The organism is Xanthomonas campestris pv. phormiicola (genome assembly GCA_025666215.1).
Lineage (GTDB): Bacteria > Pseudomonadota > Gammaproteobacteria > Xanthomonadales > Xanthomonadaceae > Xanthomonas_A > Xanthomonas_A campestris_A.
In genome coordinates, this window is record CP102593.1 from 2,853,862 (window position 1) to 2,873,127 (window position 19,266).

General features: G+C 68.3%; 13 protein-coding genes. 12 read left to right on the plus strand and 1 reads right to left on the minus strand.

Going from position 1 to position 19,266, the window contains the following annotated elements; translation table 11 throughout:
* The first annotated feature begins 125 nt into the window (after positions 1-125).
* The 7 genes from NRY95_11825 (at position 126) to NRY95_11855 (ending at position 6,990) form a co-directional block, all read left to right on the plus strand.
* Complete coding sequence (locus NRY95_11825; protein ID UYC14444.1) at positions 126-866, plus strand: flagellar motor protein; 741 nt, start codon at positions 126-128, stop codon at positions 864-866.
* Positions 867-876: 10 nt separating this feature from the next.
* Complete coding sequence (gene motD, locus NRY95_11830) at positions 877-1,866, plus strand: flagellar motor protein MotD (GenBank protein UYC14445.1); 990 nt, start codon at positions 877-879, stop codon at positions 1,864-1,866.
* Entirely contained in the window at positions 1,866-2,648 is a 783-nt protein-coding gene (locus NRY95_11835; protein UYC14446.1) for a ParA family protein, read from the plus strand. Before motD ends, NRY95_11835 begins: the two co-directional genes overlap by 1 nt.
* Positions 2,645-3,997 carry a chemotaxis protein CheW gene (locus tag NRY95_11840; protein UYC14447.1) on the plus strand — a complete coding sequence of 451 codons (1,353 nt, stop codon included), beginning with the start codon at positions 2,645-2,647 and terminating at the stop codon, positions 3,995-3,997. Before NRY95_11835 ends, NRY95_11840 begins: the two co-directional genes overlap by 4 nt.
* Positions 3,998-4,284: 287 nt before the next feature.
* Positions 4,285-4,593, plus strand: a complete 309-nt coding sequence (locus NRY95_11845; protein UYC14448.1) for an STAS domain-containing protein — start codon at positions 4,285-4,287, stop codon at positions 4,591-4,593.
* Entirely contained in the window at positions 4,590-4,955 is a 366-nt protein-coding gene (locus tag NRY95_11850; protein ID UYC14449.1) for a response regulator, read from the plus strand. The genes NRY95_11845 and NRY95_11850 overlap by 4 nt, the downstream gene beginning before the upstream one ends.
* 34 nt (positions 4,956-4,989) lie before the next feature.
* Positions 4,990-6,990: a chemotaxis protein CheA gene (locus NRY95_11855; GenBank protein ID UYC14450.1), complete on the plus strand. Its 2,001-nt coding sequence runs from the start codon at positions 4,990-4,992 to the stop codon at positions 6,988-6,990.
* Positions 6,991-7,188: 198 nt separating this feature from the next.
* Here NRY95_11855 and NRY95_11860 read toward each other — a convergent pair whose 3' ends face one another.
* Positions 7,189-7,392, minus strand: a complete 204-nt coding sequence (locus NRY95_11860; GenBank protein ID UYC14451.1) for a hypothetical protein — start codon at positions 7,390-7,392, stop codon at positions 7,189-7,191.
* Positions 7,393-7,590: 198 nt separating this feature from the next.
* Between NRY95_11860 and NRY95_11865 the strand changes: the two genes are divergently transcribed.
* The 5 genes from NRY95_11865 to NRY95_11885 all read left to right on the plus strand — a co-directional run bounded on the left by NRY95_11865 (position 7,591) and on the right by NRY95_11885 (position 18,878).
* A complete protein-coding gene (locus tag NRY95_11865; protein UYC14452.1) occupies positions 7,591-9,843 on the plus strand; it encodes a methyl-accepting chemotaxis protein in 2,253 nt (750 codons plus the stop codon).
* 406 nt (positions 9,844-10,249) lie between these two features.
* The gene (locus tag NRY95_11870) at positions 10,250-11,017 is read left to right on the plus strand and encodes a transporter (GenBank protein ID UYC14453.1); all 768 of its coding nucleotides are present in this window, start codon (positions 10,250-10,252) and stop codon (positions 11,015-11,017) included.
* A 19-nt stretch (positions 11,018-11,036) separates the two neighbouring features.
* Positions 11,037-13,412 carry a methyl-accepting chemotaxis protein gene (locus tag NRY95_11875; protein ID UYC14454.1) on the plus strand — a complete coding sequence of 792 codons (2,376 nt, stop codon included), beginning with the start codon at positions 11,037-11,039 and terminating at the stop codon, positions 13,410-13,412.
* Positions 13,413-13,755: 343 nt separating this feature from the next.
* A complete protein-coding gene (locus NRY95_11880) occupies positions 13,756-15,996 on the plus strand; it encodes a methyl-accepting chemotaxis protein (GenBank protein ID UYC14455.1) in 2,241 nt (746 codons plus the stop codon).
* A gap of 626 nt (positions 15,997-16,622) precedes the next feature.
* Positions 16,623-18,878, plus strand: coding sequence for a methyl-accepting chemotaxis protein (locus NRY95_11885; GenBank protein ID UYC14456.1), 2,256 nt, complete (start codon positions 16,623-16,625; stop codon positions 18,876-18,878).
* The last annotated feature ends 388 nt before the right edge of the window (positions 18,879-19,266 follow it).

Consider the following 19,266-nt stretch of genomic DNA (forward strand, 5'->3'; position numbering starts at 1 on the left):
TGAAGCTCCCCCCGAAGTAGGCCGACCCAACGTCCGCCTTCGCACTTCTGCCAATCCCTAATCCCGAATCCCCAATCCCGGCCCACCCCCATCAAGTCCCAAGCCCACTGGCCGATACCTCCTGCATGGACAAACTCAGTCTCATTGGCTTGCTGTTGGCGATCGCCTCGCTGGTCGGCGGCAGCATCCTCAAGGGCGCCGGCGTTTCCGCGCTGTGGTCGCCGGCCGCGTTCGTGATCGTGATCGTCGGCACCGTCGCCGCGATCCTGGTGCATACGCCGCCGGCGGTGTTCAAGCGCGCGTTCCAGATCGCCAAGTGGATCCTGCATCCGCCGGCCAGCGATCGCCAGGCGCTGCTGCAGCAGATCGTGGAGTGGAGCAACATCGCCCGCCGCCAGGGCCTGCTCGGCCTGGAGAACCAGGCGCAGCAGCAGCACGACCCGTTCCTGCGCAAGGGCCTGCAGATGCTGGTCGACGGGGTGGAGCCGGAATCGATCCGGCACATGCTGGAAATCGACCTGGACGGCCAGGAACACTGCGACCTGGCCGCGGCCAAGGTGTTCGAAGGCATGGGCATCTATGCGCCGACGCTGGGCATCATCGGCGCGGTGCTGGGGCTGATCGCGGTGATGAAGAACCTCGCCGACCCGAGCAAGCTCGGCCACGGCATCGCCGCCGCGTTCACCGCCACCATCTACGGCATCGCCTCGGCCAACCTGCTGTTCCTGCCGATGGCCAGCAAGCTCAAGAGCGTGATCAAGCACAGCAGCGGCGAGCGCGAAATGATCATCGAAGGACTCATCGCCATCGCCCAGGGCGAGAACCCGCGCAACATCGAATCGAAGCTGGCCGGCTTCTTGCATTGACCCCACGACCATGGCCCGCAAGCGTCCCCACGAAGATCACGTCAACCACGAGGCATGGGCCATCCCCTATGCCGACCTGATGACGTTGCTGCTGGCCTTCTTCGTGGTGATGTACGCGCTGTCCACGGTCAACGAGGCCAAGTACCGGGTCATGGCCGATGCGATGAGCACCGCCTTCGGCGGCGCGCCGCGGACGATGGCGCCGGTGCAGGTCGGCGAGCACCTGATGCAGGGCCAGGGCGGCGCGCGCCCGACCCCGATCAAGTCCAGCCCGGCGCTGTCCCTGCCCGACCCGAACCGGCTGCCCTCGGCCTCGCCGCTGCGCTCGCCCAGCGCGCTGCGCGACGAGGAGCAGCTGCGCCGCGCGCAGCGCCAGCTCGACGGCATCGCCGACCGGCTCGGCGCCGCGCTGGCGCCGCTGATCCAGAAGAAGCTGATCACCGTGCGCCATGCCGGACTGTGGATCGAAGTGGAGATCAACAGCGACATCCTGTTCGGCTCCGGCTCCGCGTCGCTGGACCAGAGCGCCCGCGCCACCCTGGCGCAGCTGGCGCAGGTGCTGGTGCCGGTGCCCAACGGCGTGCGCGTGGAGGGCTATACCGACAACAGCCCGATCGCCACCGTGCAGTTCCCGTCCAACTGGGAACTGTCGGCGGCGCGCGCGGCCAGCGTGGTGCATCTGTTCGCCGACCAGGGCCTGCAACCGTCGCGGCTGTCGATGATCGGCTACGGCGAGTTCCGCCCGCGCGCCGACAACGCCAGCCAGGCCGGCCGCAACGCCAACCGCCGCGTGGTGCTGGTGATCCTGGCCGATGCCGGCGGTCCCGGGAACGGCAGCGGCACGGCGCCCGTCGCCACGGCCGGGACGCCGACGCCGCAAGACCGATTGACCGATACCGCCGGCGCCGCGCCGGCGACCCCGCTACATTCCGCCGCGGCGGCTGCCGGCAATGCCGGCCTGCCCCGCGCGGTACCTGCCGCCATTGAAGGAGTGAACTGATGCGCATCTGGGCGATTGCCAACCAGAAGGGTGGCGTGGGCAAGACCACGACCACGCTGGCGCTGGGCCGTGGCCTGGCCATGCTCGGCCACCGTGTGCTGATGCTGGACCTCGATCCGCACGCCTCGCTGACCCGCGCCTTCGACGTGCCGCAGGACCCGCCGCCGAGCGGCGTGCTGGACCTGTTCGCCACGCCGCCGAGCGACCTGGCCGCACTGGCCCGCGACAGCGCCATCGAGCGCCTCAGCTACGTCTGCGGGCAGACCGCGCTGGCCACGCTGGAGCGGCGCAGCGCCAACCAGCCCGGGCTGGGCCTGGCGCTGCAGCAGGCCATGGCGCGGCATGCCGGCCAGCACGACTACATCCTGCTCGATTGCCCGCCGACCCTGGGCCTGCTGATGATCAACGCGCTGGCCGCGGCCGACCGGGTGATCATCCCGACCCAGGCCGAGCCGCTGGCGCTGCACGGCCTGGCCAGCATGGTCCGCACCTTGGACATGGTCGAGCGCTCGCGCCGCCGTCCCCTGCCCGCCTCGATCCTGCCGACCCTGTTCGACAAACGCACCCGCGCCGGCAACGACACCTTGCGGCAGATGCAGGACAGCTACGGCGAGCGGGTCTGGGAAGACGCGATCCCGGTCGACACCAAGATCTGCAACGTCAAGGCGTTGACGGTGGCCGGCGTCCCCGGCGACTACCCCGGCCGCGGCCTGGCCGCCTACCGCCGCGCGCTGGAATGGCTGATCGCCAGCGATGCCACGCCGATGGAGCAGGCCGCATGAACACGCCCGGGGTCATCGACGACTATCTGGAAGGCCTGTTGCACGACGTGATCGCCGAAGAGCGCGACGCCGAACGCCAGGCCACGCTCGCCGCGGCCAGCGCCGCTGCGGCGCCGGAGCCGGTGCGCGCGGTCCAGGCACCCGCGCCGGTGGTTCCCACTCCTGAGGACATCGCCGCCGCGGTCCTGGCCGAAGCCGATGCCGACCCGGCCCTGGCCGGGATCATGTCGCAGCAGGCCCTGGCGCCCAGGCCGGCCGGGCCCACCCCGGAGGAACTCGCCGCCGCGGTCCTGGCCGAAGCCGACGCCGACCCGGCCCTGGCCGGGATCATGTCGCAGCAGGCCCTGGCGCCCAGGCCGGCCGGCCCCACCCCGGAAGAACTCGCCGCCGCGGTCCTGGCCGAAGCCGACGCCGACCCGGCCCTGGCCGGGATCATGTCGCAGCAGGCCCTGGCGCCCAGGCCGGCCGGCCCCACCCCGGAGGAACTCGCCGCCGCGGTCCTGGCCGAAGCCGACGCCGATCCGGCCCTGGCCGGCATCATGTCGCAGCAGGCCCTGGCACCCAGGCCGGCCGGCCCCACCCCGGAGGAACTCGCCGCCGCGGTCCTGGCCGAAGCCGACGCCGATCCGGCCCTGGCCGGCATCATGTCGCAGCAGGCGCGGTCCGCCGCCGAGCGCGACGCCGATCTCGAGGTGGTCGCGGCGATGGAGATGCAACGCGCCGCCGCGCCGCCGCGCGACCTGGCCGCCGAAGACGATGCCGCCGCCGCGCGTGCGGTCAAGCGCCCGCCGATGGCGGTGCCGCCGGAACGCCGCGTCGAGGCCGAGCGCGCGCAGGCCGCGGGATCACGGCTGCCGCCCAACCTGCAGGCGTTCATGGCGCCGAGCGTGCCCCACGAAGCCTCCCCGCACCAGCGCCGCGCGCCGGACCGCAGCACCCGCTGGCTGCGCCTGCGCTGCGGCGAACAGGCCTATGCGCTGGAACTGCTGAAGGTGCAGGAAGTGGTGCTGCCGGTGCCGCTGCTGGCGCTGCGCGGCACCCCGACGGCGATGCTGGGGATCATGAACCTGCGCGGCCAGGTGGTGCCGGTGATCGACCTGGGCATCCACCTGGGCGCCGCGCCGATCGAGATGGACATGCTGACCCGGGTGGTGGTGCTGGAAGAGAACGGCGAGACCCTGGGCCTGCGCGTGTCCGCGGTCGAGGACGTGGCCAGCCTCACCGACCAGCAGATCGAGCCGCCGGACAACGCCCGCATCTGCCGCATCTCCAACCACCTGTTCCGCGGCGTGGCGCGGTTGGGGCCGCAGCCGATGATCCTGCTCGACGCCGAGCAGCTGCTGCACTGAGCGCTTGCGCAGCGGCCCGCCGTGCCTGCGCACGTGCGGGGCCACCCAGGCAACAGAGGCAGCGCGTGTCGACGAGCGCCCCGTCGCGACACAGTGCGGTGCGCGCCCAAGCGCCCCGCCGCGGGTGGCCGTATGCGGTCTGGTCCCCCCTGGCTCCATGCCGGCGGCAAGGCGCCGCGGCGGCGGCGCCCGGCAACTGCCAACCCTGCCGCACTTTCCCGATGCGGCGCTAAAGCTTCCTGCGCATTGGCCGTTATCTGCCCTAGAACCATTCGTGCGGAGCAATGATGAGCACAGTCACCCTTGGCGAAGATCTCGGCATCGAGACCAGCGCCGACCTGAAACAACGGCTGACCCCGTTCCTGGCGTCGGACGACGAGTTGCGACTGGACGCCGGCGAGGTCCGCCGCATCCATACCGCCTCCGTGCAGGTGCTGTGCGCATTCGTCGATGCACGTCGCCAGGACGGCAAACGCACCGTGTTCGAGGCCTGCAACGACACGTTCCGCGACGCGGCACGCCTGCTAGGGGTCAGCGCATCGCTGGGCCTTCCTGCAACCCCTGACAACCTGAAATCTGTGGAGAACGCCGCATGAGCGCACGTATCTTGGTGGTGGACGATTCGGCGTCGATGCGCCAGATGGTCTCCTTTGCCCTCACTTCGGCCGGTTTCGCGGTCGAGGAAGCCGAAGACGGCCAGGTCGCCCTCGGCCGCGCCCAGGGCCAGCGCTTCAACGCGGTGGTCACCGACGTCAACATGCCGAACATGGACGGCATCTCGCTGATCCGCGCGCTGCGCCAGCTGCCGGACTACAAGTTCACACCGATGCTGATGCTGACCACCGAGTCGGCGGCGGACAAGAAGTCCGAAGGCAAGGCCGCCGGCGCCACCGGCTGGCTGGTCAAGCCGTTCAACCCCGAACAGCTGATCGCCACCGTCCAGAAAGTCCTGGGCTGATTTCCTCTCCACCCTTTTTCCGGATTTCCCGCCCATGAGCATGGACCTGCAACGTTTCCACGCCACCTTCTTCGAGGAAAGCCGCGAAGGGCTGGACGCGATGGAAGCCGGATTGCTGTCGCTGGAAGAAGGCAACCGCGATCCCGAGGTGATCAACTCGGTGTTCCGCGCCGCGCACTCGATCAAGGGCGGCGCCGCCACCTTCGGCTTCGAGGCGATGGCCGGGTTGACCCACGTGCTGGAGACGCTGCTCGACGAGCTGCGCTCGGGCAAGCGCGACGTCGAAGCGCACGCGATCGATGCGATCCTGGGCTCGGTGGACGTGCTGCGCGCACTGCTGCGCGAAGCCGAGCACGGCACCCCGGCCGATCCGGGCGCGGTCAAGGCCGTGCACGACCGCCTGCAGCAGGCCCTCAACGGCAATGCCGCCGCCGCGCCCGCCGCGACCCCGGCCGCCAACCAGCCGGCCGAACCGGAAGCCTGGCAGATCGGCTTCACCCCGGCGCCGTCGCTGTTCATGAGCGGCAACGACCCGCTGCGCATCATCCGCGAACTCGAACACCTCGGCCCGCTGCAGGTCGCCTGCCGCACCGCGCGCCTGCCCGGCTTCAGCGACCTCGACCCGCTCGAGGCCTATCTGGCCTGGGACCTGGGCCTGGTCGGCAAGATCCCGCGCAGCGCGATCGAAGACACCTTCGCCTGGGTGATCGACGACTGCGAACTGGACATCCGCGCGGTGCCGCCGCCGAGCCTGGCCAGCGCGCCCGCCCCCACCCTGGCGCAGCCGCCGGCCAGCGCCACCGCCGCGCCGGCCGCCGCCGTGGCCGCCAATGCGCCGGCCGGCAACGCCGCCGCCGCGCACGAGGCGGAAAGCTCGATCCGGGTCAGCGTCGACAAGGTCGATGCGCTGATCAACCTGGTCGGCGAACTGGTCATCACCCAGGCCATGCTCAAGCAGGTCTCCGGCGATCTCGACCCGGCCCACGCCGAACGCCTGTTCGCCGGCCTGGACCTGCTCGAACGCAATACCCGCGACCTGCAGGAAGCGGTGATCGGCGTGCGCATGCTGCCGGTGGACGCGGTGTTCCGCCGCTTCCCGCGCCTGGTCCGCGACCTGTCCACCCGCCTCGGCAAGCAGGTGCGGCTGCGCACCATCGGCGAAGGCACCGAGCTGGACAAGGGCCTGATCGAGAAGATCGCCGATCCGCTGGTGCACCTGGTGCGCAATTCGATCGACCACGGCCTGGAAATGCCGGAAGCGCGCCGCGCCGCCGGCAAGGACGAGACCGGCACCATCACCCTGGCCGCCTCGCACCAGGGCGGGCACATCGTCATCGAAGTCAGCGACGACGGCGCCGGCCTCAACCGCGACCGCATCCTGGCCAAGGCCGCCGAACGCGGCCTGAGCGTGCCGGACAACCCGACCGACGCGCAGGTGTGGGACCTGATCTTCGCCCCCGGCTTCTCCACCGCCGATGCGGTCACCGACCTGTCCGGCCGCGGCGTGGGCATGGACGTGGTCCGCCGCAATATCCAGGGCCTGGGCGGCGAAGTGCAGCTGGAAAGCAATGCCGGCCGCGGCACCCGCGTGCTGATCCGGCTGCCGCTGACCCTGGCGATCCTGGACGGCATGACCGTGTCGGTCGCCGGCGAGACGCTGATCCTGCCGCTGGCCTACGTACTCGAAGCACTGCAGCCGCAGCCCGACGACATCCGCAGCATGGCCGGCGAAGGCCGCGTGTTGCGGGTCCGCGGCGAATACCTGCCGATCCTCTCGCTCAGCGATTCCTACGGCTACGGCCGCACCGAGCAGGCCGAGCCGCTGGTGGTGGTGGTCGAGGCCGACGGCCAGAAGATCGCGCTGGAAGTGGACGAACTGGTCGGCCAGCAGCAGGTGGTGGTCAAGAACATCGAGAACAACTACCGGCGCATCGGCGGCATCTCCGGCGCCACCATCCTCGGCGACGGCCGCGTCGCGCTGATCGTGGACATCGGCGGGCTGGTGCGTTCGCTGCGGGTACCGCAAGCGGCCTGATCGCTTCGCCCGATGCACCGCCGACGACGCGGCAACGCGTCGTCGGCCAAGGAAATCACGGCCGAAGCGGTGCTTCGGAAACACGCTGCATCCTGGACGGACTTTCCCGCGCGCCGTGGCGCAGACGGTCCGTGCAGTAAAAAAATCGACGTTGGCGTCCGATTCGGTGCAATGCCGACAACGCCCAGGGCATGATGCCTACTCGCGGATGCGCCTGATGCATACCGCAGAGTCACCAGAGATCAGGTAGCCGAACACGCAGCTGCGCTCGACCCGCTTCGCCGGGATCGCGCGCCGATGGCGCAGGCTGCAGCGGCGATGCAGCAAGGCCGCACGCCCCCACCGCATGCGCCCCAGGAACGCCGGCAGCATCGCCGGCGCGAAGAAAAGCAGGCCGGACACCGACGCTGGCCGCCGATGTTCCATCTTTTCAGACGCCACGACCGCTACACCGCAGACCCCGGACGCGATGCCCAGGACCCATGGGCATGGCACGCGGTCTTGCGGCTGCAGCGGCCTTCCCGCAGGGACGCCGCAAACGCACCTGACAGCATCACGTCAGCCGATCTTCCGTGCCCCCGGGCCTACTGGAACTCAGCCATGAATGCATTTCTGCAACGCTACAACGTCGGCCGCCGCCTGACCCTGGCCTTCGGCCTCTTGATCCTGCTGTCCGGCTTGCTGGTCGGCTTCGGCCTCATCGCCACGTCCGACGCCCGCAGGGAACTGAACGACATCGTCAACGTGAACATCGAGAAGATGCGCATCAGCAACGGCATGCTCGACGCCAATTCGTCCATCCTGATCGCGTTGGGCACCTATGCGATGGTGACCTCGGACGAACTCAACGCACAAGCCATCGCCGCGATCAAGCAACAGCGGCAACGCTATGGCGATCTGCGCAAGCAGCTCGACAGCCTGCCGGTTTCCGATGCAGGCGTGAAATTGACGGCCGAAATCGACCGTCGCCGCGACTTGGCACGCCGAATGAACGACCAGGTGATGGCATTGGCCGGCGCCGATCGCTATGCCGAAGCGCAAACGTTGCTCAGCGAGAAATCGCGTCCGGCCACGCTGGCCTGGCAAGACGCGATTCGCGAGAACGTCGCCGCGCAGCGACAGCAGACCGAGATCGCCCATGTCAGGGCGCTGCAGGCCATGAACCGGAGCCGGCTGCTGCTCAGCATCGGCGGCCTGCTGGTGCTGCTGGTCAGCAGCCTGCTGGCCTGGCTGATCACCCGCAGCCTGACCCAGCCGCTGAACCGCGCCACCCGCATTGCCGAGGCGATCGCCGACGGGCGCCTGGACAACGACGTCAGCACCCAGGCCCACGACGAGCCCGGCCGCCTGCTCGATGCAATGGATCGCATGCAGACCCAGTTGCGACGCTTCTCCAGCGAAACCGCGCTGATGATCGAACTGCACGCGGACAAGGACATGAGCCACCGCATGCCGCTGGACTTCCCCGGCGTGTATGGCGACTTGAGCAAGGGCATCAACAGCATGATGTTCGAGCACCTGGACGCCATCGTCGATGCGATCGCGGTGCTCAACGAATACGCCAACGGCGACCTGCGCCGCGATGCGCGGCGCCTGCCCGGCAGCCGCGCGGTGCTGCACGAATCGATGGATGCGGCCAAGGCCAGCCTGCTGGCGATCAACACCGAGATCAAGCGCCTGGCCGCGGCCGCCGCCGCGGGCGACTTCAGCGCCCGCGGCGATGCGCAGCACTTCCAGCACGACTTCCGCGCCATGGTGGAAGGCCTCAACGCGATGATGGAGGTCAGCGACCGCAACCTCGGCAAGCTCTCCGCGCTGTTGCAGGCCATCGCCGCCGGCGACCTGAGCGCGCGCATGCACGGCCAGTTCCAGGGCGTGTTCGCCCGGATGCGCGACGACGCCAATGCCACCGCCGACCAGCTGACCGGCATCGTCGGCCGCATCCAGACCGCCGCGGTCAGCATCAATGCCGCGGCCACCGAGATCGCCGCCGGCAACGACGACCTGTCGCGCCGCACAGAACAGCAGGCCGCCAGCCTGGAGGAAACCGCCGCCTCGATGGAAGAGTTGACCTCCACCGTGAAGCAGAACGCCGAGCACGCCCGCCAGGCCAACCAGCTCGCGGTCGGTGCCGCTGGCGTCGCCACCCAGGGCGGCGCCGTGGTCGGCCAGGTGGTCACCACCATGAGCGGCATCGAGACCTCGTCGAAGAAGATCGCCGACATCATCTCGGTCATCGACGGCATCGCCTTCCAGACCAATATCCTGGCGCTCAATGCCGCCGTGGAAGCGGCGCGTGCCGGCGAACAGGGTCGCGGTTTCGCCGTGGTCGCCAGCGAGGTGCGGACGCTGGCCCAGCGCTCGGCCGGCGCGGCCAAGGAGATCAAGAGCCTGATCGACGAGTCGGTGACCCGCGTCGCCGAGGGCTCGACGCTGGTGCGCCAGGCCGGGCAGACCATGACCGAGATCGTGTCCTCGGTGCAGCGGGTCACCGACATCATGGGCGAGATCTCCGCCGCCTCGCAGGAGCAATACGCCGGCATCGAACAGGTCAACCAGACCGTCACCCAGATGGACGAGGCCACCCAGCAGAACGCCGCCCTGGTCGAGGAAGCCACCGCCGCGGCGCGCACGATGGAAGACCAGGCCGGCCAGCTCAGCGAGGCCGTGGCCGTGTTCAAGCTCGACAACGCGCTCGTCTCCACGCCGGCAACCGTGGCCAAGCCCAGCCTTGCGGTCGCCGCGCCAGGGGCGAACGCCAGGCGCGCGCCGGCAAGGCGCAGCAACGTGCCGATGCGCGCGGTGCCAGGCAAGCCGGCGAGCGCCAACGAAACGCAGTGGCACGAGTTCTGAGCCGCTGCGGTCCGGCGCACTCCCGCCCTGGCGCGGGGACGCGCCGGACCGGAATGGGCGACTGAGCTCGCCTGGATCGCTTGTCGCCGAGGTTTCCATCACCTCGCCATCGCTCGAGGCTCCTCGTCCACCGGCGACCGGAGGAAGTCCCGTTGGGAGAAAGGGGTTGGGATGAGGCTGCGACAAGCATGCCATGGCGCACGCCACCGGCCGTCCTTTCGAGGACAGCCGCAAGCCATCGGTCGGACATGTTTAAAGAAACATCCGACCTGGCCGCTAGCCTGTAAGACATTTTGGCTGACTGCGTCTTGGGGGACGCGACAGCCGGTCCAAACGGACCATGGCCAGTCGGCGACACCACGACCAGGCGCATGCGTTTCACGGTCGACCGTTCACGGGGAACACAATGAAGCCTATCGTTCTTGCCAGCTGCCTGACCTTGTTCGGCATCGCCAGCCTCGCGCACGCCGAACAGGAGCCGATCGCCACCGATCGCCCGGACTTCGTCGAATCCAGCCTCACGGTCGGCGATCGCCGCCTGCAAGTGGAGACCAGCGTCGCCTGGGAGCGCGACGACGGCGTCAACGGCTATGCCACGCCCACCCTGTTCCGCTACGGCCTCGGTCCGACCTGGGAACTGCGCCTGGAAACCGACGGCTGGCAGCACAACGACGCGCCCGGCGGCGACGGCGACATCTCCGGCTTCGCCGATGTCTCGCTCGGGGTCAAGCATCACCTGGCCGCTTCCGACGGCGGCGGCGCCTCGCTGGCGTGGCTGTTGCACGTGGATCTCCCCAGCGGCGCACGCCGCCTGCGCGGCAACGGCGCACGGCCCTCGTTGCGGCTGGTCGCCGAATGGGAGCTCAGCGACAGCCTTTCCGCCGGGGTGATGCCCGGCGTGATCTGGGACGAGAACGAGGACGGCCACCGCTATGCGGCCGGCATCTTCGGCGTGGTGCTCGGCAAGGCATGGACCGAACGCAGCCGTTCGTTCGTCGAGGTGGCGCTGCCGCAGATCGCGAAAAGCGACGACGGCGGCAGCGTCGCCCTGCTCGATGTCGGCTCGGCCTGGCTGCTGAGCAACGACGTGCAACTGGATGTGGCCTACAGCTACGGCCTCAACGACCGTTCGCCGGATCACGCGCTGGGCGCGGGTTTGTCTTTTCGTTTCTGAACCCAACTAGGCGATACCGATGAAGATCATGCACATGCTCGCGATCCTGGTGCTGGTGGCGGTGCTGGCACTGCTGGCGCTGGGCGGCGTCGGCTACAGCGCGCAGCAGGGATTGCTCGGCGCGGTCGCCGTACAGGTCACCTCGTCCGATGCGCTGCGCAACCACATGCAGGCGGACATGATGCACGACGCCTTGCGTGGCGACGTGACCACCGCGTTGCTGGCCGCCTCGCGCCAGGACGAGGCCGGGATCAAGGCCGCGCACGCCTCGCTCGACGAGCACGCCGCGGAGTTCCGCAAGTCGCTGGCCGACAACCGCAAGCTGCCGCTGGATCCTGCCTTGCGCCGCGAGCTGGATGCCGTCGCGCCTGCATTGCAGGGCTACATCGCTGCGGCGAACCGGGTCGTGAGCCTGGTCGAAAGGCAGGCGGACACCGCCGCCGCGTATGCCGCCTTCACCGAGAGTTTCGAGCAGCTCGAGACCCGCATGGGCTCGATCAGCGACCGCATCGCGACGCTGAACGAAGCCAATCGCAGCGCGGCCGAACACTACAGCCGCCGCATGACCTGGCAGCAGGCCGGCGCCGTGGCCTTGGCGATCCTGTGCCTGGGACTGGCCGCCGGCTGGATCCTGCGCTCGGTGTCGCGCCTGCTCGGCGGCGAACCGCGCGTGGCGATGGACGCCGCCCGGCACATCGCCGAGGGGCGCCTGGACCAGCCGATTCCGGTCGCCGCCAGGCACGCGCACAGCCTGATGGCGGCACTGGCGCGGATGCAGCGCGAACTGCGCGAGCGAACCGAACGCGAGCGCAACGTCGCCGCCGAGAACCTGCGCATCCGCACCGCGCTGGACAACGCCTCGACCGGCATGTACATCGCCGATCCCGACCTGACCATCGTCTACGCCAACGGCGCGCTGCAGAAACTGCTGCACACCTACGCCGACGACATCCACGCCTGCGCGCCGGCCTTCACCCGTGCCAGCCCGCTGCTCGGCCAGCCGGTATCGTTGCTGGAAGTGGGCAACGCGCAGGACGCGGAGATCTACCAGCAACTCGACCGCCAAGGCGTCGCCCAGCGCGAGGTGCGTTACCGCGATGCCTGCATCGCGCAGGAGGTTTCCGCGATCCGCAACGAGGTCGGCGCCCATGTCGGCTTCGTCTGCGAATGGCGCGACCGCACCACCGAGGCCAGGGTCGAAGTGGATGTGGCCGAGGTGGTGCGCAGCGCCGCCGCCGGCGACCTGTCCAAGCGCATCGACAGCGACGGCAAGCAGGGCTTCTTCCTGTTGCTGGCGCAGCAGCTCAACGGGTTGCTCGATGCCAACGCGGGCAGCATCGCCGAAGTATCGCGCCTGCTCAGCGCACTGGCCGACGGCGACCTGAGCGCGCGCATGCACGGCCAGTTCCACGGCGTGTTCGCGACCATGCGCGACGACGCCAACGCGACCGCCGAAACGCTCGCCAGCATCGTCGGCCGCATCCAGCAGGCCGCCGGAAACATCAACACCGCCGCCAGCGAGATCGCCGCCGGCAACGACGACCTGTCGCGCCGCACCGAACAGCAGGCCGCCAGCCTTGAGGAAACCGCGGCCTCGATGGAAGAGTTGACCTCCACCGTGAAGCAGAACGCCGAACACGCCCGCCAGGCCAACCAGCTCGCGGTCGGCGCCGCCGCGGTCGCCGCGCAGGGCGGCGCCGTGGTCGGCCAGGTCGTCACCACGATGAGCGGCATCGAGACCTCGTCGAAGAAGATCGCCGACATCATCTCGGTCATCGACGGCATCGCCTTCCAGACCAACATCCTGGCGCTCAATGCCGCGGTGGAAGCCGCACGCGCCGGCGAACAGGGCCGCGGTTTCGCCGTGGTCGCCAGCGAGGTGCGGACGCTGGCCCAACGCTCGGCCGGCGCGGCCAAGGAGATCAAGCGCCTGATCGACGAGTCGGTGACCCGCGTCGCCGAAGGCTCGGTACTGGTCGATCGCGCCGGCCAGACCATGCAGGAGATCGTGTCCTCGGTGCAGCGCGTCACCGACATCATGGGCGAGATCTCCTCCGCCTCGCAGGAGCAGTCCGCCGGCATCGAGCAGGTCAACCAGACCGTCACCCAGATGGACGAGGCCACCCAGCAGAACGCCGCCCTGGTCGAGGAAGCCACCGCCGCGGCGCGCGCGATGGAAGAACAGGCCGGCCAGCTCAGCGAGGCCGTCGCGATCTTCAGGCTCGACGCCAGCGTGCCGGGCACGGCAGCACCGAGCCGCACAATGGCTGCAGCGAAGACGCAAACGAAGCGGCCTCCGCTGGCGGGCGGAGCGCGCAAACCAGCCATGCGTGCGATCCCCGGCGATCGCACCGCCGCGAATACGGCGACCGAGACCGAATGGCAGGAGTTCTGATGGGAGCCCAGCCGGACGCTTGGCCCGGCTGGGCGCTGTGCACCAACGCGGCATGAGCGACGCTGCGCAACGGCAGACGTCCCGAATGTAGGGAAAACATTCGCCCAAGGTCGGGAATCGACTTACACCGAAGGTGTCATGCGCCAACACGCATCCGTGCCGTTATTACATTCAGGCAATGGCACCTGACTCACTCAGCACACTGCAACACACTCGAATCATTGCTCCATTTGCTTGCCGCCATAACCCGCCGTTCCAGGTTTTTCCTTCGCCACCGTCCCTATGCCGGGACCCTGCCAACTGAACCGTTACAGCCAACCTTCGGTAACCAAAGAGGTCAGCCATGAATTCGTTCCTGCAACGCTACAACGTCGGGCGCCGCCTGGCCGGCGCCTTCGGCCTGCTGATCCTGCTCTCCGGGCTGCTGGTCGCGGCCGGATTGGTCGCCATGTCCAGTGCCCGCAAGGAACTCGACAGCATCGTCAAAGTGAACGTGGAGAAGATGCGCATCAGCAATGGCATGCTCGACGCGAACTCGTCCATCCTGATCGCTCTAGGCACCTACGCAATGGTGACATCGGAGCAACTCAACGCCGAAGCCATCGCCAAGATCAAACAGGAGCGGCAACGCTACAGCGACCTGCGCAAGCAACTGGACAGCTTGCCGGCCTCGGGCGCCGGGCTGAAGATCCGGGCAGAAATCGATCGGCGCCGCGAGACCGCTCGCAGCCTGAACGACCAGGTGATGGCACTGGCCGGCGCCAATCGCAACGCCGAAGCGCAAGCGTTCCTCAGCGAGAAGTCCCGCCCTGCCACGCTGGCCTGGCAGGACAAGATTCGCGAGAACGTGACCCTGCAGGAGCAGCAGACCAAGTCCGCCTACGCCGCGGCGGTGGAAGCAATGAATCGCGGCAAGCTGCTGCTTGCCATTGGTGGCATCGCGGTGCTGCTGGTCAGCAGCCTGCTAGCCTGGCTGATCACCGGCAGCCTGACCCAGCCGCTGAACCGCGCCACCCGCGCCGCCGAGGCGATCGCCGACGGCCGCCTGGACAACGACGTCAGCACCCAGGCCCGCGACGAGCCCGGCCGCCTGCTCAACGCGATGGAGAAAATGCAAACGCAGTTGCAGCGCTTCTCCCGCGAGACTTCGCAAATGATCGAGCTGCATGCCGACAAGGACATCAGCCACCGCATGCCGCTGGACTTCCCCGGCGTGTATGGCGACTTGAGCAAGGGCATCAACACCATGATGTTCGAGCACCTGGACGCCATCGTCGATGCGATCGCGGTGCTCAACGAATACGCCAACGGCGACCTGCGCCGCGATGCGCGGCGCCTGCCCGGCAGCCGCGCGGTGCTGCACGAATCGATGGACGCGGCCAAGGCCAGCCTGCTGGCGATCAACACCGAGATCAAGCGCCTGGCCGCGGCCGCCGCCGCGGGCGACTTCAGCGCCCGCGGCGATGCGCAGCACTTCCAGCACGACTTCCGCGCCATGGTGGAAGGCCTCAACGCGATGATGGAGGTCAGCGACCGCAACCTCGGCAAGCTCTCCGCGCTGTTGCAGTCCATCGCTGCCGGCGACCTGACCGCGCGCATGCACGGCGAGTTCCATGGCGTGTTCGCCCGGATGCGCGACGATGCCAATGCCACCGCCGACCAGCTGACCGGCATCGTCGGCCGCATCCAGACCGCCGCGGTCAGCATCAATGCCGCGGCCACCGAGATCGCCGCCGGCAACGACGACCTGTCGCGCCGCACCGAACAGCAGGCCGCCAGCCTGGAGGAAACCGCGGCCTCGATGGAAGAGTTGACCTCCACCGTGAAGCAGAACGCCGAGCACGCCCGCCAGGCCAACCAGCTCGCGGTCGGTGCCGCTGGCGTCGCCACCCAGGGCGGCGAGGTGGTCGGCCAGGTGGTCACCACCATGAGCGGCATCGAAGCCTCATCGAAGAAGATCGCCGACATCATCAGCGTCATCGACGGCATCGCCTTCCAGACCAACATCCTGGCGCTCAACGCCGCGGTGGAGGCGGCGCGTGCCGGCGACCAGGGCCGCGGTTTCGCCGTGGTCGCCAGCGAGGTGCGGACGCTGGCCCAGCGCTCGGCCGGTGCGGCCAAGGAGATCAAGGGGCTGATCGACGATTCGGTCGCCCGCGTCAGCGAAGGCTCGGCTCTGGTCGACCAGGCCGGCCGCACCATGCAGGAGATCGTGTCCTCGGTGCAGCGGGTCACCGACATCATGGGCGAGATCTCCGCCGCCTCGCAGGAGCAGTACGCCGGCATCGAGCAGGTCAACCAGACCGTGACCCAGATGGACGAAACCACCCAGCAGAACGCCGCGCTGGTCGAGGAAGCCACGGCCGCAGCACGCGCGATGGAAGACCAGGCCGGCCAGCTCACCGCAGCGGTGGCGGTGTTCAAGCTCGACGACGCTGCCGCGGCGACGCGCCGCCCCACGGTCAGCGCGCCGGAGGTGGCCGCGATGGTCAAGGCACAGGTAGCCTCCGCGACGCGCGCCGTGCGCAATGCGCCCAAGCGCGCCGCCGGCGGTGGCGGCGACGCCAGCTGGCACGAGTTCTGAGTCCTGCAGCCGCGATGCCGGGCACCGCATCGCGGCTGCAGCGCAGGCTGGTCGACAGGAATTCTGCCCAAGGCCGTTGCACCGGCATTGCGTGATCGGCAAGCCCGAGTCGTGGACTCGGGCTTTTCCATGTCCGCACCGCGAACATTCGCCACGCGCAACCACATCCACGACTACGTCGGCAGCGCATCGCAGCGACCAAAGCGCCAGGGGAAACGCGGACCCGAATCGACGGCAGGCATCGCATGGCGGCCGCTTCGCAAGGCGTGGGAATCATTCTCATGTGCGGCAAAAAAACGGCCATACACCCTCAATTCTTTGTGATGAGCATCTTGGGCCGAACATTTTTCGCTTCGCGGCCTAAAGTCGCCCCCGCTTAATGCCGCTAAAAGTCTCAATCTGAGAATTTGTCTAAAAAACACTACTAAAGTTTTCGCTGCCACCTGCTACGGCCGTCGCCGCCCGATGCACCGACAACCGCATCCCGCGGTGTTTGGACACAGCGACAACCGCTTCTTCTGTGTGTGCGTCACGTCTGCTGAGCTCCGGCGCCACGCAAACCGATGTCCCTGCCGGGCCCGTACTTTCACAGTTCGACCATTCTTTAATCTGACCCGGTAGAGACAATGAAATCCAAGAATCCGACCATCTCCACGCAGCTGGCCATCGGCTTCGGCTCGGTCGTGCTGATCATGCTCGTCGTTGGTGCCATCAGCTTGAACAGCCAGGCCAAATTGAACAGTGCGATGGAACTGAACAAGCAGACATTCAAGGTGCTCGCCACCAGCGAACTGATGCAGACAAATGCACTAAACGTGCAAACCAGTACCCGCGGCTACCTGCTATCCAGTAAAAAAGAATACCTACAACCATTCGCTCTCGGCCAGGCCGGCTTCGAGAAGAGCTTTGACGAGGCCAAGCGCCTGACCCAGGACAACCAGCGGCAGCAGGCGCGCCTGGCGCAGCTGCAAACTGCGTATCGGGAATTGCTGCAGATCGAGAACAAGATCATCGCCGTGCGCGAGGGTTCCGACAGCCAGCAACAGGTGTTGACCGCGTTCGCACAGGACCGCGACCGCAAGACGATGCATGCGATCCGCTCGGTGCTGGGCGCATTTGCCGATGAGGAAAAGGGTCTGCTGGTGCAGCGCAGCCAACAACTTGAAAAAGTGCGTACGCAGGGCAAGTGGTCGGTGCTGATCGGCAGCCTGATCGCGGTGCTGGTCGCAGTGGGCATGGGCTTGGTGATCCGCCGCCAGTTGGTCAAGCGCATGGGCCAGGCCATCTCGGTCGCCGATGCCATCGCCTCGGGCAACCTCGGCAATGCCATCGATACCAAGTCGCGCGACGAAACCGGCCGCCTGCTGATGAGCATGGACAAGATGCAGAGCCAGTTGCAGGCGGTGCTCGCGGCGCAGACCGAGATGGCGCGGCGCCATGATGCCGGCCAGATCAGCTACCGGATGGACGCCAAGGCATTCCCCGGGCAATACGGCCGCATGGTGCACGACAGCAACGAGCTGGCCGGCTCGCACATCGCCGTGAAGCTGCGCCTGGCGCAGATCATGGGCCGCTATGCGATCGGCGACTTCAGCGAGGACATGGACCGCCTGCCCGGCGAAAAAGCAATGCTGACCGAGACCATGGACACGGTCAAGCAGAACCTGACCGCGATGAACCGCGAGATCGGCCAGCTCGCCTCCGCCGCCGCGGCCGGCGACTTCAGCGTGCGCGGCGATGCCGAGCGCTTCCAGTACGACTTCCGCGCCATGGTCGACAATCTCAACCAGCTGATGGCCACCGCCGACGGCAACCTGCAATCCCTGTCCGCGCTGCTGCAGTCCATTGCCGCCGGCGACCTGACCGCGCGCATGCACGGCCAGTTCCAGGGCGTGTTCGCCGCCATGCGCGACGACGCCAACGCCACCGCCGAGCAACTGGCTACGATCGTCAGCCGCATCCAGACCGCGGCGTCGAGCATCAACAGCGCCGCCTCGGAAATCGCCACCGGCAACGACGATCTATCGCGGCGTACCGAACAGCAGGCCGCCAGTCTCGAGGAAACCGCGGCCTCGATGGAGGAACTGACCTCCACGGTGAAGCAGAACGCCGAGCACGCGCGCCAGGCCAACCAGCTCGCGGTCGGCGCCGCCGCCGTCGCCTCGCAGGGCGGCGCGGTGGTCGGCCAGGTGGTGACCACGATGAGCGGCATCGAGACCTCGTCGAAGAAGATCGCCGACATCATCTCGGTCATCGACGGCATCGCCTTCCAGACCAACATCCTGGCGCTCAACGCCGCGGTGGAAGCCGCGCGCGCCGGCGAACAGGGCCGCGGCTTCGCCGTGGTCGCCAGCGAGGTGCGGACGCTGGCCCAGCGCTCGGCCGGCGCGGCCAAGGAGATCAAGCACCTGATCGACGACTCCGTCGACCAGGTGTCCAACGGTTCGGCGCTGGTACGCCAGGCCGGCCAGACCATGAGCGAGATCGTGTCATCGGTGCAACGCGTGACCGACATCATGGGCGAGATCTCCGCCGCCTCGCAGGAACAGTCCGCCGGCATCGAACAGGTCAACCAGACGGTGACCCAGATGGACGAAGCCACCCAGCAGAATGCCGCGCTGGTGGAAGAAGCCACGGCCGCGGCACGCGCGATGGAAGACCAGGCGCGCCAGCTCACCGAAACCGTCGCGGTGTTCAAGATCGACGACGCTCCCGCGACGACGGCGCCGGCCAGCCGGCGCCAGGCGGTCAGTGCACCGGCCGTGGCCGCAGTGGTCAAGGCGCAGGAGTCGGCGGCGGCCCGCGCCGTGCACAACGCCGCACCCAAGCGTGCGGTCGGTGCCGGCGCTGGTGCGGCCGATACCAGCTGGCACGAATTCTAAGCCCCGCCAACGCAATATCGATGATCGCCATGCCGGTTCCGGCATGGCGATCATCGTTGCGCCGGCCACGCGCAGTGCGACCGCCGCCGGGGCTCGCACCCGATGGAGGCGGTCACCGGCCGCCCATGCAAATCGCGCCGATCGCCGGCAGGAGCGGCATCGGCCCTGAATCGGCCCCCGTCTTTCGGATCGAACGGCGCGCCGCAATCCATGGCGCAGCGACGCTGTAACCCGCCGCTCACAGCCGCGCGACAAACTCGATCGCCGGCTGACTCGCATGCCGGCCGCGCTTCAACAACCCAGCCGGCACGCCGCTACGGCATCGACTTCCAGACGTTTGCGCAAGCAGTCATCGCCATGATGCATCCCCTATCGCGTTGCCCACTGC